This is a genomic window from Anaeromicrobium sediminis, from assembly GCF_002270055.1.
Classification (GTDB): domain Bacteria; phylum Bacillota; class Clostridia; order Peptostreptococcales; family Thermotaleaceae; genus Anaeromicrobium; species Anaeromicrobium sediminis.
Genome location: NZ_NIBG01000022.1, coordinates 1 through 16,605, shown reverse-complemented (window position 1 = coordinate 16,605; position 16,605 = coordinate 1). Strand labels below are relative to the sequence as shown.

At 30.3% G+C, this 16,605-nt stretch carries 15 protein-coding genes; 2 read left to right on the top strand and 13 right to left on the bottom strand.

Going from position 1 to position 16,605, the window contains the following annotated elements:
• Positions 1-218 precede the first annotated feature (218 nt).
• From CCE28_RS17720 to CCE28_RS17670, 11 genes are all read right to left on the bottom strand, one after another.
• Positions 219-1,859, bottom strand: a complete 1,641-nt coding sequence (locus CCE28_RS17720; protein WP_095135063.1) for an FAD-dependent oxidoreductase — start codon at positions 1,857-1,859, stop codon at positions 219-221.
• A gap of 42 nt (positions 1,860-1,901) precedes the next feature.
• A complete protein-coding gene (arsA, locus tag CCE28_RS17715) occupies positions 1,902-3,647 on the bottom strand; it encodes an arsenical pump-driving ATPase (RefSeq protein ID WP_095135062.1) in 1,746 nt (581 codons plus the stop codon).
• 21 nt (positions 3,648-3,668) lie between these two features.
• Complete coding sequence (gene arsD / locus CCE28_RS17710; RefSeq protein WP_095135061.1) at positions 3,669-4,040, bottom strand: arsenite efflux transporter metallochaperone ArsD; 372 nt, start codon at positions 4,038-4,040, stop codon at positions 3,669-3,671.
• A gap of 12 nt (positions 4,041-4,052) precedes the next feature.
• Complete coding sequence (locus CCE28_RS17705) at positions 4,053-4,427, bottom strand: ArsR/SmtB family transcription factor (protein WP_095135113.1); 375 nt, start codon at positions 4,425-4,427, stop codon at positions 4,053-4,055.
• Between the two features lie 197 nt (positions 4,428-4,624).
• Positions 4,625-5,980 (bottom strand): SH3 domain-containing protein, encoded by a 1,356-nt coding sequence (locus CCE28_RS17700; protein WP_095135060.1) that lies wholly within the window; start codon positions 5,978-5,980, stop codon positions 4,625-4,627.
• A gap of 247 nt (positions 5,981-6,227) precedes the next feature.
• Positions 6,228-7,829, bottom strand: a complete 1,602-nt coding sequence (locus tag CCE28_RS17695; RefSeq protein ID WP_095135059.1) for a sensor domain-containing diguanylate cyclase — start codon at positions 7,827-7,829, stop codon at positions 6,228-6,230.
• 188 nt (positions 7,830-8,017) lie between these two features.
• A complete protein-coding gene (locus CCE28_RS17690; RefSeq protein ID WP_095135058.1) occupies positions 8,018-9,112 on the bottom strand; it encodes an acyl-CoA dehydratase activase-related protein in 1,095 nt (364 codons plus the stop codon).
• Positions 9,084-10,082 (bottom strand): acyl-CoA dehydratase activase-related protein, encoded by a 999-nt coding sequence (locus CCE28_RS17685; RefSeq protein WP_095135057.1) that lies wholly within the window; start codon positions 10,080-10,082, stop codon positions 9,084-9,086. The genes CCE28_RS17690 and CCE28_RS17685 overlap by 29 nt, the downstream gene beginning before the upstream one ends.
• A gap of 110 nt (positions 10,083-10,192) precedes the next feature.
• Complete coding sequence (locus CCE28_RS17680; protein WP_095135056.1) at positions 10,193-10,921, bottom strand: YetF domain-containing protein; 729 nt, start codon at positions 10,919-10,921, stop codon at positions 10,193-10,195.
• A gap of 346 nt (positions 10,922-11,267) precedes the next feature.
• The gene (locus tag CCE28_RS17675) at positions 11,268-11,990 is read right to left on the bottom strand and encodes a hypothetical protein (protein ID WP_095135055.1); all 723 of its coding nucleotides are present in this window, start codon (positions 11,988-11,990) and stop codon (positions 11,268-11,270) included.
• A gap of 146 nt (positions 11,991-12,136) precedes the next feature.
• Entirely contained in the window at positions 12,137-12,961 is an 825-nt protein-coding gene (locus CCE28_RS17670) for a MerR family transcriptional regulator (protein ID WP_095135054.1), read from the bottom strand.
• Positions 12,962-13,113: 152 nt separating this feature from the next.
• Here CCE28_RS17670 and CCE28_RS17665 point away from each other — a divergent pair, with 152 nt between their 5' ends.
• Both CCE28_RS17665 and CCE28_RS17660 read left to right on the top strand, forming a co-directional pair.
• Positions 13,114-14,244: an Ldh family oxidoreductase gene (locus tag CCE28_RS17665; protein WP_095135053.1), complete on the top strand. Its 1,131-nt coding sequence runs from the start codon at positions 13,114-13,116 to the stop codon at positions 14,242-14,244.
• Between the two features lie 8 nt (positions 14,245-14,252).
• Positions 14,253-15,167, top strand: coding sequence for a cation transporter (locus CCE28_RS17660; protein ID WP_095135052.1), 915 nt, complete (start codon positions 14,253-14,255; stop codon positions 15,165-15,167).
• Positions 15,168-15,293: 126 nt separating this feature from the next.
• Here CCE28_RS17660 and CCE28_RS17655 read toward each other — a convergent pair whose 3' ends face one another.
• Positions 15,294-15,968, bottom strand: coding sequence for a 4Fe-4S binding protein (locus CCE28_RS17655; protein WP_095135051.1), 675 nt, complete (start codon positions 15,966-15,968; stop codon positions 15,294-15,296).
• Positions 15,969-16,227: 259 nt separating this feature from the next.
• Positions 16,228-16,605: sensor histidine kinase (locus tag CCE28_RS17650; RefSeq protein ID WP_242973015.1), on the bottom strand; the 378-nt coding region annotated here is incomplete at its 5' end.

Below are 16,605 nucleotides of genomic sequence, written 5' to 3'. Positions count from 1 at the left end.
CATACACCTCATCATATTTTAATTCTTTAAGAATTCTTTTCATTTTTCCTTCATCCATCATTTATTATAATACAAAACTTGAAAAAAAAAATAGACATAGAAAATCTTTTGTATCTCCAGACAGGAATTTTAAGTATAAAACAAAGACCTACATAATGGATAGTAATATCCATTATGTAGGTCATATTAATTTCGATTTCACCATTCTTATCATATAACTATTTCTTTTTAGTTCCCTTGTAAAATCTATGTCCTCCTGAAAGGTTGTAAACCTCTTTAAATCCATGATTAAGTAAAATGTTTTGAGCAGCATTACCTGTTACTCCCTTATTACAATAAGTAATTGTGGTAACGTCTTTATCTAAGGTCTTCATTTTTTCCCTTAATTTAGCATGAGGTATATTCATTGCAGTATCCACATGACTTTCCCCATATTGCTTCTCTACCCTTGCATCAATTATCTGCACTTTTTTATCCTTATGAATTAATTGTCTAATTTCATTAGATGTCTTAATAGGTATATTCTTATTTAATGCATTATCTAAAATCATTCCCGTATAATGAACAGGGTCCTTTGTGGTTGAAAATGGTGGAGCATAGGCAAGGTCTAAATGAAATAGTTCATCTACCTTTGCACCATAGGTTATTAGGGTAGCAAATACATCAATCCTTTTATCTACTCCTTCATATCCTACTATTTGTACACCTAATATTCGTTCACTTTTTTTATCAGCTATGGCCTTTATGACCATTTCTGTCCCATTAAAATATGCTGCTTTATCTGGCTTAATATTATGACATACTAAAACATCATAACCTTCCTTAATTGCTTCCCTTTCGCTTAATCCAGTATTAGCTATGGCCATATTAAATAGCTTAAATATCCCTGTACCTAAATTTCCTCTATATTCTAAAGTTCCACCTGTTAACACATCTCCAGCAATTCTACCCGTTTTATTAGCAGTAGAACCAAGAGGTCTATATACGGATTTTCCCGTTATTTGCGAGTAAGTTTCTATACAGTCACCGCAAGCATATATGTGATCCACATTAGTCTTCATTTTTTTGTCAACCTTTATGGCACCTGTGACTCCAATCTCCACACCAGCTTCCTTAGCTAAAGCCACATTAGGTCTAACACCTGTTGCCATAATGATCATTTCACTTTCAACTATAGTACCATCCTCTAGGGTAGCTGAATCTTCATCTATCTTAACTATACTATTATCTTTTATTATGGTTATGTTCTTTTTAATTAATTGGCTTTCAAGATAAGCTGCCATATCTTCATCTAGATTTGGAGTTATTTGGTTTTGCTTTTCAACTACAGTTACAGATATTCCATCATCCATAAGATTTTCAAGCATTTCAAATCCTATGAAACCTGTTCCTGCTATTATGGCCTTCTTTGGTTTATTAGTTGTTATAAAATTTCTTATGTTTCTTGCGCTTTGCACATTTCTTAAAAAGAATACATGACTTTTATCTATTCCCTCCACGGTCGGAACAAAGGGAACTGCACCTGTGCCTATTACTAGTTCATCATAAGAGTCATTAAATATCTCATTGGTTAATAGGTTCTTTACAGTTACTTCCTTTTTATCACTGTGAATTTTTAAAACTTCATGTCCTGTAAATATGTCTATATTATATTTTTTCTTAAAAAAAGCTGAGTCTCTTGGTGTAAGTTCTCCCACATCTGATATTTCTCCACCTATATAATAGGGAAGGCCGCAACCTGAGTAGGATATATCCTTATCCTTTTCGTAAATGACAATCTCCGCATTATCATTATTTCTTCTTGCCTTGGTAGCAGCAGAGGTTCCAGCAGCAACAGCTCCTATAACTATTATTCTCATTTTAATTCTCCTCTTTATCAGTTTATATATTAAAATTATTCTTTAGTTTATAAGCTCTAATAATTTTTCTCCCTTAAGGTCTTCTTCCTTCCAGGAAACAATGGCAAAATTACCCTTTGAAATTTCATTTACTTTATCTATCCACTCTATTTCATTATTTGCTTTTGCCTTTAATATTTCATTTTCCGTATTAGTTCCATAAAGACTTGAATTTACAACCCACCATTTACTAGTTATACCTGCCCTTTTTAGATCGGACTCTAGCCTCATGGCTTCATAAACAGGTGTTGTTTCAGCTAAAGTTACAATGATAACTTCTGTTTCTTCTGGATTTCTCAGCTTTGGAAGTAAGTTTTTAACAGACTCAGGTATATCTCCTGAAGATCGTTCAATTTCTTTATGGTAACTTTGAGTTGAATCTAGTAAAAGTAATGTATGGCCCGTTGGTGCCGTATCTATAACTACAACTTCATCTTTAGATTTCTCAACTATTTCAGCAAAGGCCCTAAATACTGCAATTTCTTGAGTACAAGGAGATCTTAAATCTTCTTCAATATAAGCTATATCTTCTTCACCCATTGTTTCTCTAGCTTTTCTTAAAACTTCTTCCCTATATTTTTCAAGTTCCCTTTTCTCATCCACGTTGCTTAGGGTAATACCGTATCCTTCATCTAAGACAAATTTTAAATGGGCTGCAGGATCTGTAGTTGTAAGATGAACTTTTTTTCCCTTCTTTGCAAGTCCTAAGGCTATGGAAGCCGCAATTGTAGTTTTACCTACTCCACCCTTTCCCATGGCAAAGATAACTTTTTTATCCTCATGAAACAGGTCATCTACCACATCCTTTAATTTTGGAATACTGGTACTGGCCAATTTTCTTTCCCTGTAATTTATTTTGTCATCCTTTAAGAATCCCCTTATATTTTCAATTCCTGTTATATTATAAGGTCTTAATGGTATTTCATAGGTATTAAGGTCATTTAAACATGGTGGCATGGCACTAAGTTCCTCTTGTTGCTTTTTATAAATTCCATTTGAAAGGGAATCATTATGGATTTTAAGAACACCATTTATGACCAATATTTGATTAGTAACTCCTATATCTTTCAGCTCCACAGAGGCCCTCTCTGCTTCTTTAAGGGGAGTATGTTCTGGTCTAGAAACAAGGACTAAAGTAGTTTTATCTTTATCTGCAAGAGTTTCTACGGCATTTTGGTAAACTTCCTTTTTACTCTCAAGGCCTGACAGCTGGCCTAAACAGGATGCTCCATGGGTATTTTCACTTATGAAGTTGCTCCAAGCTGATGGGAGTTGAAGCATTCTTAAAGTATGACCTGTAGGTGCCGTATCAAATATAATATGGTCAAATTCCTCTTGTACCTTTTTATCCGTTATAAAGGATGAAAACTCATTAAAGGCAGCTATCTCAACAGTACAAGAACCAGAAAGTTGCTCTTCCATGCTCTTTAAAACAACCTCTGGAAGCTTCCCTCTAAAGGGCCCAATGACACCTTCCCTATACTCCGCTGCAGCTTGTTCTGGATCAAAGTTGGCTACTACTAAATTTGGTACCTCTTTAATAGGTACCCCCTTATTATTTAAATCCCTATTAAAAACATCTTGAAGGTTAGATGCAGGGTCAGTACTTATAAGCATAACTTTTTTTCCCATATCTGCTAATGTAATGGCTGTTGCACAGGCAGTGGAAGTTTTACCAACTCCCCCTTTCCCTGTGAAAAATATATATTTAGTCAAGTTCATTTCATTAGGATTATAAGCTTTTATCATCTGGGTCACCTCTTTCCTAAATTAACAACAACCATCGTCACAACCGCAACCTTGGGATTTAGTTTCAGTCCCTGCTTTTAAGTAATCTTCTGGTATTTCAAGTAGCTTAGTAAATTCTTCGTTTGTAGGATAGGCTTTAGTCTTAACTACTTCATTGTCTAAAATAGTTACCGGTAGCACATTCACGCCATCCTTATTGATAATCTCATTGATAGTTTTATTGTCTACAAAGATTTGAGGATTATCAGTTAAATTATATCTTTCAACTAGGATTCCTCTTTTCTTTAAATTATTTAAAACTGTTGCAACTCTTAAAAGCTCAGGATCTACTCCTGGTCCACAAACACCTGTTGAACAACACATAGCCGGGTCAAAAATTATCATTCTTTTCATAATCAATCTCTCCTATTTAATCATATTTAATACTTTCTCTTTATCTTCAGTAATGAATTGACAATTCAAATTATTTTCTTTGTACTTTAAATACCTATTTGTATCATTTTCATACAAAGGATCTATTTTGAATCTTTCCTTCAAAAATTCAATAATCAATTGATTTTTCTCTTCAAATTTAGAATTAAGCTTATAATGAACCCATTGAGCATCCTTTGATGAACTAATAAGATTAACATCCTTTAGCTTACTTAAATGTCTAGATACATTAGATTGGGTCATTTCTAATAGAACTTCAATTTCACAAACACATAATTCATCATACATAAGTAGATTTAGTATTCTTAATCTATTTTCATCTCCTAATGCCTTGAATAATTTTATCATTTGTACCATATCACCTCCTTATATGAGTATATTTGAATTTACTCATATGATATCATATTTATATTTTTTTGCAACTGATTTTACAAGTATTTTTTACGAAATTAAAAAAAGCCTTTGTAAAATATCTTTCCCTAACTTTTTATTACATAAACAAAAATAACCTTGCACTTAAGTACAAGGTTTTAACTAAATAAGGTTTATTCAATAACAATCACAGCACTTTCACCTATTGTTATCCAATCATATAAAAATTTTGCATGACTTGTATAATTTCTAACGCATCTATGGGAGCGGGGAACTGTTCCTATTGTAAATAAATATTCCCTCATACCAGGATCAATCCTTTTATCATCAACTATTTTAAAACTAACAGGAACCCCATGAATATATGACCCACCCATAAACCTTATGGCATATGGTGCATATCCAGCAATTTCTCTTGTCCCATCCTTAAAATATAAGAATTTAGTTTTCTTTTCTATTGCCATAAAGTGGCCTAATGGTGTTTCAAGTTTATATTTTGATTTTTCTCCAGTAGTGGCAAATACATAGGATATGAGATTCCATTTACCTTCTCCATATTGAAAAACTGCTTCGTTTTGATTTTTCCTATCTACAACAACTACTTTTTTTAAATTTTTAATGGAATTCCTAAAGGATACAAACCTTTTAGGTACCCAGTATTCACCTTTAAAATTAAGGGTAGTAATTTTGTAATATTTATCTGATTTTCCTACTATGGACACTAAAGTGCCATCAGGAATATATCTAAATTTAGATTTAGCACTAGGTTTTGCATAGGCTGGTGCTGATTGATATCTTCTTTCTCCATAATTATCAGTAGTCTTTCCTTTATAATAAGGGGCTTTTCCATTTCTATTTTTGTAATTAGCAATATAGGCCGTTTTATTATTTTCTACTTCATTCTTTAAAATATTTAAAGATTCCACCATTTTGTGAAATTGAAATTCACGGGCTTGACCTAAAAGACTAAATACATATCCATATTTAATGTTTCCTCCCTCTTTCCAAAATACCTTATACCATAAATCATTATTATATTTTTTTATATACTGTCCTTTTACAGATTCTATTATATTAATCTTTTCAAAATAAGATCCTTTTCCCAATACCTTTGAATTCGTTGTTGGTTTTTCTCTTATATTTATACTTTTAGATAATATTAGAAAATAATTATAACTTGTAGAATATTTATTATATTTAATGTCTTCATTAATACTATCAGGTAATTGTGTATTAAAAGTTTCTATAGTAACATATTCTTCCTTTTGTATATTTTCTATATTTGCATCCTCTTTTACTTCTTCCTGAGAAATTAGGGTATCCTCTTCTGTTTTATTTTCAGCTTCTGCTTTTTCTGTTAAATCTTCATCTTCTTTTATGTTAACACTATTTACGTCCTCCTCTATATCTCTTGTGGTAGAGGTATCTCCTCCATTACTTTTATCTTTACTGGATAAAACTTCATTTATGTTACACCCTGTAAAGAATATGGAAAATATTACAAATAATAGAAATGCTTTTTTCTTCATAGAGTTCTCCCTTTTATTTATATTGTAATTTAAATCCTAAATAAAGTAGTTACAAAACAATTAAAAGCTTTCTGGGAATATATTCAATAAATTTGATTTTATAGTATTATAATTCCCTCATGTATTATAAACAATGCAATGATACAAATTATATATATGTAAAAAATAGCAAAAGGAATCACCTGAAATTGATTTTTTAATCATTTTCAAGTGATCCCCTTTTATATACTTTGATTTTAAATTTAACTTATCTAATAATTTTTATGTCTTTTTTAATCTCCCTTTTTTCATTGTACATTCTTTCATCAGCCATACTAATTATACTATCTATATATTTGCTTTCACATGCTTCAAACTCTGCTATACCATGGCTTACACTCACAAGATATTCCCTGTTTTCTTCATCATTGATTTTATTATATTCATTGTTAATTCTTTCCCATATATGTTCTGCTTGCTCAGTAGTAGAGTTATTGAAAACTATTAAGAATTCATCTCCACCTAATCTCATTACAAAGTCTGTTTGTCTTATACAAGATTTAATTCCATCTACAACTGTAAGTATTAATTCATCTCCAGCGTCGTGGCCTAAAACATCATTTACTTCTTTTAACCCATTTATATCAATAAAACATATACTAATTTTATCCTTATCATTTAATGCCTTTTTAATCTTCTCATTTAATAGTGCCAATCCAGCTCTTCTATTTAATACATTAGTCATGGCATCATATTCAGAAAAGTATTTTATTTCTTCCTTATTGATTTTGTTTTTTACCATTAAAACTGCTAAACCAGTGGAGATAATCAATATTAGTAAAAAATCCAGCTTATGTCTTCCTAATAGGGCAAATAGTATTTTTAGGTCATTAGCTTCTGCAAAATCACCTTTTATACTATCTTTAGATATATGGGAAACTGCTTTCCAATTCCCTTCCTCTAATACAATTCTTTTATCTATAAAATATTCATCATTAAAAAACAAATTATCAATAGCTGAAATGTTTGAAAATACAAATAACCCCTTATTCGTATATATCATACCCTTGTCATTCCTTCTAATATGATCCCATTCCCTAGAGTATTCATTCTTAAAATTTATATGAGCCTTATCCTCATACATGAAAGTCCATTCTTTATTCTTATCATTATTTGAAATCCAATATCCATTAGAGTTTAATAAAAATAATTCTCCATCACTAGTTGCTGAAATACTTTTAAAGTTTTGCAACAAATATTTTGCATAATAGTTAAGTATTACAATTCCTTTTACTTCACCTTTCTTTGTAAATACTGGGGTTGAAAATCTAATCATTGGTTTTATAGGTTCTTGAACCTTTTTATTTTCTAAATTTAAATCAATTTTAGAAATATATATTTGACCCTTTTTTAAGCCCATTGTTTCTTTAAAGTAGTATCTGTCTTTTTTATTTTGCAGTTCTGATTTGTGTACAATATTGGCAAAATTATCATAATAGTTAATCCTTATTATTTCATTTCCAGAAATGTCAATAAATCTAATTTGGTCGTATATTTTTTTCCTATTACCAAAAATTAGCCATTCCTTTGCCAGATGATCGTATGTTTTTTCCATAGAATCATATTCATTAATAGAATCTGATATATACAGTAAATCAGATATGACATTATCAAATTCTTTACCAATGAGATTTTTTTCTAATTCTACTATCCTCTTTTCATTTAACTCAATTTCATTTCTTTTAACCTTAATAGTATTTAACTGAAGTATTGTAAAGAAAAAAGTATATAATATGCTAATGCCTATAAATAATAGAAAAAAGTATTTTATAAAATAAGATTTTTTTATCATAAAGTTTTTTAAATTCATAATAACTCTCTCCTATCTATAATTCCCTAAGTATCAGAGATTAATATGATTTTTTGTCTATATATTATATGTTATACCCATTTTCGGAACATTTCAACATTTTTCTACAATTGACATATCCCCGTCATAATTCGCAATAAAATGTATTGAAAAAAAGCTATGAGATTAATTAATCTAATAGCCTTTTTTTATTGAGTATATGCTTCCTTCTTTCTTTGTAATAAATCAACAAAAGCCTCTATGCGAGTAGAGTATCCTGCCTCCCCTGTCATCTCATCTAGTATTAATTTTAAAACGGGAATGTTCTTTTCCTTTTCTATAGTGGGTAATATACTTTGTGCAACTATTTCAGGCATACACGTAAAAGGTAACAGGTGGATAACCCCATCAAAATCTTTCTCACTATAAAGGACAGTATTCCCTATAGTGTGCCTTGCATGTCCTCCAATTTCCGTATTCAAATAGGGCTCTGCTGCTCTGTGTACTTCTTCCTTATTTGAGTTTATAAAAGGAAGAAAGTCTATTTGTTCCTTAATAAATTCACTTGAAGTTACTGATCTATGAACTTCAACGCCCATATTCCCTAATTTTTTTATTATGTCTAAATTTATATAAGGTTCTAAAACCGTATATATTTCTCCTACAATGCCAATCCTAATAACCTGTTTATTCTTATCAATTAATACATTTTTTAATTCCTCTTTCTTTTTCCTAATTATATTTAATGTTTCCTTATATCCCTTTGCACCATTTACTTCCTCTTCAAATTTGGAATATAATTTATCCACTTCTCCCTTTATCATTTCCCTAGGTCGTGTCTTTATGACTAGATCATCAAATTCATCTATTTCATATATAAGCTTTATACCCTTAATAAATGCAGGTAAAAGCTTAAAGTAATTAGATGTATTTGATACCTTACTTAATTTATTAAGGAAAGATTTTATTTCTTTCAAGTTTTTAAAAGGTTCTCCGCAAATCATCTCTATGTCATATCCCAAAGTATTTAATATTTCTTCTTGAATCATATTGTAGTATCCAATTCTGCAGGGATCACTTCCTCCCCACATAAAAAGTGTATCAGCTCCCTTTTCGATACTTTCTAAGTAATTTCCTAAAGTAATTTTAAAGGGTATACAAATTAATTCGGGAGAATGTAGTGTTCCAAGTTCTAGGGTCCTTTTATTGCATTTTGGAGGAATAATCACTTCTGCTCCTAATTCTTCAAATACAGCCTTTAATGCAATATACATATTACCCATTAGCGGAAATGTTATTTTCACTTGTATCCCTCCATTTAATCATATCAATAAAGGCTTCCATTCTAGTATTGATTCCAGCTTCACCACTATGTTCATCTAATGTTACAAGCACAAAAGGAATATTACTTTCTTTTCGAATATGCTTTTCAACCATATCACCTACAACAGAATCAATGCCACACCCAAAGGTTGAAATATAAATTATTCCATGAACATTTTTTGTGTCTATTGAATACATGGCCGTGCCAATAAGCTTTCTGGCAAAAGTCCAATATATATTGCCTTTAAATTTATGAACATAATCATTTATGTATTCCTCATCTATCATTTCTGGAGTAAGTACCTCTACTCCCCTTGATTGGATTTTATTTATAATACTCATGTTCATATATGTATCATATAAATTATATGAATGGGCCATAATCATAATCTTTTTTGTATCTTCTGTCTTCACTTTAGAACAAGAAGTTTCTTTTATAATGGATTCACCATCCATTGGAATCATACCCTTATTTACACTTTCTTTGTATGCTTTATAATTTAAATACGCCTTATCATAGGCAGACAAAATACGTGTAGAATCACCAGTAAAATATTTACCCACTTCACAAATAATTTCCTTTAGATTTTTTTTATCTTTCATAAAGTCTATTTCAGGATAAATCATTGGTGGTAAATCATTTATTGAGTACTTAATCATTTCAGGAAGACCACAAAACTTTGGACAAATATATTCACCTTTGCATATACTCTTTAAGCGAGGAATAAAGAGATAGTCCACCTTATCTTTTATATCTAACACATGTCCATGATATATTTTAACGGGAATACAAGCTTCATTTACGGCACTTTTTATTCCATTATTAAAAATTTCCTTATTTGTTTTTTGCGATACTATTACCTGTGCTCCTAATTCTTCAAAGAAAGCTTTCCATAATGGATAATATTCATAAAAAAGTAGAGCTCTTGGAATTCCGACTTTCACTGACATATAGTACCTCCAACTAATTTTTCATACTTTGTCATTATTAGCAAATTCTTAAATACTTATACTAAGTCTGTCTATTAAAGTCCTAAGATACACCTACTCTATTTTATTCTTTATACGTCTTTATTGTTTTCACTAAAATCCACCTTGTCTTGTAATTTATCTTCATATTTATCAACATACATGTTGCCGTCTTCATCTATAGTTGCATACATAACTTCTTCAATTCTCTTTACCCCATTACCTTTAAGTTTACTTATTAGATCTTTACCACTTAATTTTCTTTTTCTTAAATTCTCGTATATAATTTGCCCTCCTATAATTATTTCCGTAGGTATGCTTTCAACTTTAGATATTATATTTAAGTCTCCTAGTGTTACTGTATTTTTATCACTTTTTTTAAATACACTTAGCTTTCCATTTGCCTCTAATAACCCATATTCAATGTCTTCTGGGGATAAACAATCATTCTGCCTCAGAAGTATATTAAGTTCATCAATATTATATCTAACTCGCTTTAAGTTCTTTTCCAATATCTTACCATTCTGTATAATTAATACAGGCTCTCCTTCTACTACTTTTCTAAAACTTCTATTTTTTAAAGAAATACTTGAAATTAACCATGTAAGTATGCCAAATAAGATGAGTCCAAGAAAATGCTGCATTGTTCTATTCTCAAGGTCAGTTGCCAATGTTGCCGCTATTGAGCCAAAAGTTATACCGTTTATATAATCATGAAAGGCTAACTGGGATACCTGCTGTCTTCCTAAAAGTCTAGTAATAAATAATATGGAGAAAAATGCTAAAAATGTCTGAATTATAATCTCTAAATATAATTTCATTAAAATCAACTCCCGTTTATATTCATATATTATTTTGTTACTATTTGAGAATACTATGCTTAAATATAATAAAAATTTATTAAGGGAGTGAAAGAATATGAATTTACTTTATGAAGCTATATTTACCGTTGTGTTTATAATAGTAGGATTTATTATTCTGTATGTGCTTACTAAGAAAGAAATAATATAAAAAAGGCATACGTTGTATGCTTAGTTATTTACTTATCTACAGTTTTCAAAATTTATAATTCTCTAGTAACTAAAAAAGTTTTGTTTAAAAAATATCTCCTTAATTCTTACTCATTTAGAAATACCTTCTACACAAAACTTTATACATTACCTATATTTAGTTTGTTTTGCTCTCATTTAAAAGTTCTATAGTTACTTTTGGAAGGGTCATATCTTTAAGTACTGAATACCAAGGATATTCCTTATATACCTGATCACTTCCTTCTAATTTAAGTTGTGCTCCTAAACTTATACCTTCAAATTTCTTCAAGCTTGTTATCACATTCCAAAAATTCTTATCAGAAAATACTTCTTCTATGTATGAATAGGTTGTTTCATTATATCTGTTGTAGATATCTACGAGTATGGCATTTAAGAAAAGTGGCTCACTCCTATTCACATTTTCTCCAATTTGTTGGTAATACTTTGTTTCATATAAACCTGCACAATAGTTAATCTTTTGCATCTTTACATAATCCATCTCATAGACCTTATCTAATATTCCATTTAAAAATGTTATTCCATTAAATATGGATTTCTTATATTCCCTAGTTATTCCCACATTATAAGTCCAATTCTCTAGTTTATTATTATACAAAATAAGATCCTTATCATTAGTATGAAACACACAATTCCCCACTAGAGATGTCTTTTCCATAGGTATGTCTTTATATTTACTATTGTCTATTGATATAGTATAGTGTTTCTTTATTTTGTGCCTATATACATTCCCTGTGGCAAATTCTGTACATATTCTGTGACTACCATAGTATATGTCATTTATGGATGTGAATGTACCTATTTTTTTATATATGACTTTGCTAAATGTATTAATATTCATATGTCCCCCCACTATCTCTATTGAAAATTTATAATTCCAAATAAAAAAAAGCCATGTTCATTTGTAATTTTACACTTATATCCATATTGTACCAAATTTCTGAAATCATCGTCAATACGCTCAACTTTTCTTCATATATGAATTACTTATTCATTTTCCCTGATTAATATTTGGATTTCTCCATAAGTATATTCGTAATCATCATGATACAAGGAACTAAATGATTCTGAGTACAAAATATACCCAGTAATATCATAGCCCTTAGAATTTATCCAGGCCATTAAATTCATAATCACATTTGGTATTCCATCTATTTTTCCTTCATACCACTGGCATATATACTTTCCTTTTTTCATTAAGATTGTGTCTTTCCTTTTATAGTTATATGGAATTGAATAGTAAAATCCTTTATATTTAGTATAATTTTCAGATATTACTGCATCTTTGTTAAATATAAGTCCAAATTCAATAAATGGAATTCTTTCAGCTATTGTTTTCTTTAGGATTTCCGTCCCTTCTGCCATAATTTCTTCTAGTTGATTAAGATTGAATCCCTTAGAAATTATCTCTACACTAATCCTTTCTTCTAGCTCCTTAATTTGAATTCCATCATATGAATTAGTTCTAGTATTAATATTTGATTTCATCACTTCTATATTTTCCTTTATATACTGTATCCGTCTAATTTCCTCATTAATTTTTTCTTCAGCTTCCTCTAATATATTTGATATATTCTCTTTTGTTTTATCCTTAAAAATCTTTTTTATGTGATCACTTTCTAGTCCAATATTTTTCCATATGAGGATTTCTATTAATTTTCCCAACTCATTTTCGCCATAAATGCGATATCCATTTTCCTTAACATATGCAGGTTTTAGGAGGTCTATTTTATCGTAGTACTGCAAAGTTCTCTTTGTTATATTGAACATTTTGGCAAAGTCACTTATAAGATATTCCCTTTCTTTTTTCATAATAACCACTCCTCCTTTACAATATTATATATTAATTTAATTTGTTTTAAACTTTTTCTTGACCATGACCTACGTTATTGTTTTACCATTTTTACATAAGTAACTATTACTATGTATAGTGATGTTAATCAAATAACAAAGGAGAATGAAAAATGTCAAAACTATTAAAAATGAATGCAGATTTTCTTGAGTTTTGTTACAGGAGATTATGGCAGGCTGCTGGTGCATCAGAAAGTCATGCAAAAGCTGTTGCAAGAAATATATCTCTTGGTGATAGACAAGGAAAACTTTATCAAGGAATGGGAGTAATTGAAGCACTTCTAATTCCCCTTCAAGGCGGAATTCTTGATATTAAAGCTGAACCTATCCTTGAAGCTGAAGGTCCAACATGGTTAGTGTATAACGGAATGAGATCTTCTGGATACTATACAATCACGAAAATGACAGAACTGGCAATAGAAAAAGCTAGAGAATATGGAATTGCAATAGCCTTTGGCCATAATCATAATGATGGAGGTTCCTTCTTTGGATTTACTTCTTTAGCATTAGAACAAGGAATGTTTGCAATGGCTTCAAACAATTCAGTGCCACTAAGTGCTCCATTTGGCGGTATGGACTTTGCCATGTCTGTTCCTCCATTTGATGCAGCATGTCCTGGTGGAGAAGAACTTCCCTTAGTAGTAAGTACAAAGCTATGTGAAGGATATGATGCAGATATTACAGAAGCATTGATAGGTGAAAAAAAGCTAAAAGGAAAATTAATAGTTGATCCAAATACAGGTGAACTTACTGATGATGTTAAGCCTTATGCAAGCCTTATAGAAGGTTACGGTCGTGTTAGTGATTGTACTGCCCCATGGATTTTCTCTAACCCAAGACTTTATTCTTTAAATATATGGAATGAAGTTTTAACATCAATAATTAATCCAAAGGGAGTTCTTTGTTCAGATCTACCTGCAATACCATCTGACTTCTTAAAACCTGGCGCTCCAACTACTGTTGGTGGATCATATATAATCGTTATTGATCCAAGTCATTTTGGTCCTCTGGCAAATGTAAAAGCTAAGTCAGATAAATTTGTTAGAACAATAAAGAATACTAAGAAAAGACCTGACGTGGATGAGATATACATTCCAGATGAGTGGGGTTTAAAGAAAATTAAGGCAAATGATCCAATTGTAGATATAATGGAAGATCACTTAACTGCTTTTAAAGGATTCCTTAATAATTATGGTGTTGAATATTCTGATCTTGAAAAAGAGTGGAATGAGAACAACAAATAGGAGGTCCCATGAGCTCATTACAATCAATTGAAAAAAAAGCTATGAAAAACGCATTTTTAATGTTATGTATTATGGCAGCACTTGGAATAGTCGTATATAATTTTTCAAATTCAGTGGCTATTCTAATAGATGGAATTTTTAGTTTAATTTCTGCATTTAGCACCCTACTAGCCATAAAAGTGTCCTCTCTACTTGAAAAGGAAGATAAAAATTATCCCTTTGGTTTTGCTGGATACGAAACATTGTATGTAATTTTTAGATCATTTTTATTATTGGTCACAGTTTCATTAGCCCTTGTTGATAGTATCTCAAAAATTATTCTTTATATTACTACTGGAACAGTTCCAATTGTAAATGCTAATGTATTTATGATATATGTAATTTTTATAGCTATAATGTACGTACTTTTGAATAAGTTATATGGACATTATTATACTATAGCTAATGGAAAATCAGAACTTCTACTAGCTGAGAAGTTCAATGCAAAGTCAAATTCATATTTAATGCTAGGAGTTGGTGCTTCTTTCCTAATAATAGGACTCCTGAAGTTTACTCCACTAAGCTTTTTAGTACCCATAAGTGATTCACTAATTGTACTAGTCATAGCCGTAATGGTTATAATCGACACTTTGAAGCTTTTTATAAACTCCATTAAAGTTCTTGGTGGGAAAGGTGCTGATTCTGAAGAAGTAAACACTTTAGCAAATTCGTTAGCCAGTGAGCTTAACTCTATTAAGAAAACACCTTCTATCATATCAAATGTTAGGATTCAAAAAATCGGTAAAACTGCTTATATTTCAGTGGATATAGATATGAATAGGAATGAACTAGAGAAAGAAAAGCTAAAAGAATATACTGATAATATTAGAAAATCTATTAATGAAATTTATGAATATAACCGTACCTTTGTTAATATAGTTTAAGTTTTGAATAATTTTAGATAAGATTGAGCTATTGGCCATATGAATATGCCAATAGCTCTTTCTTTTGTTTTCCCATTCATAGGCTTCCCTTTTTGGAACCATCTTTTTTTGTTTTTTCTCTAAACACTAAAAAGTTAAGGGTTTTTCAATAGCTCCCACTGGACAGGCCAAATAACATGAACCACATTCATCACAACGTGCTCCATTAATTTTATATGGTGAGCCCTTTTTTACTGCTGCAAATGTACAGACTTTATGACATTTTCCACATTCTATACACTTATTGGTAATAATGCATCCTGCATTATTATAAGTCATTCCACCAAAGGAAAATCTTGTTCTCAAAAGCTTGTGATCGCGCTTTTCTAACTTAAAATCATAGTCAAAAATTTCTCCCTTTCCTTTGTAAATGCAAAAACATCGTGTTGCAGGATATTTATTCATATCATATATTGCAGTTTTAAAATCAGAATTGGTTTTTGCTTTTAATTCTACTTCTTCTGTGGTTAACTCTTTAATATCTCCTGCAAGCCTCATAGTATAACCACCTACAAAATTTGGTGAACCATTATCATCATGACCAAGGAGCTGTGTTGACGGGTACATGCCACAAATAGCCACATTTCCGTTTGCCTTGAGCTGGTGATAAAAAGGTTTAACCATCATTGTTCTAAAATATAAACCATCATCATCAAATGCGAAAAAGTGAGCAATGCGAGATTGTACATATCCATCGTCCACAGTAGAAAAAGAAACACATCCAATTTTATCAATATACTCATAAATTTCTTTAATATTCATTATTAAATCCTCCCTATATGTCTTTATATTTTCATTGGCAAAATTTTAATCTAAAAAATAATTGATTGGATTGAATATCAATAATAATACCTAATGAAACCATATCAAATCTAATACCATCTCTTAATAATTTATAATTAATTCTATTATTATTTTTGGTGATTCAACAGGTAAATTTGGTTTCAAAAACTGTAAAAATGGCACCCAATAGAGTACCATTTAATGCTCAATATAATTTTTTTGTTGTATACCCAGACACTTATTCGTATATATCTGAAAATTCAATTTGAATTTTTTCTACATTAATTGACTGTCTATAATATTCGGTTTGGTTTATGTCATCTTCTTCACAAACATGCTTAACAGGCAGTTGAATAATTACTTCAGTTCCTTGCCCTAATTCACTTTTTACATATATTTCGCCCGAATGCATGTCCACTAAGGATTTTACTAAGGATAATCCTATGCCACTTCCTTCATGGTTTCTATTATACAAGTGATTAACTTGGCTAAATTTTTCAAAAATTATTTTTTGTTTTTCTTTAGGAATTCCCACACCCGTATCCTTTACTGAAATCTGAATTTTATCTCCTTTGTCATAAATATTAACTTCTATTTCATCTCCTGGATTTGTGAA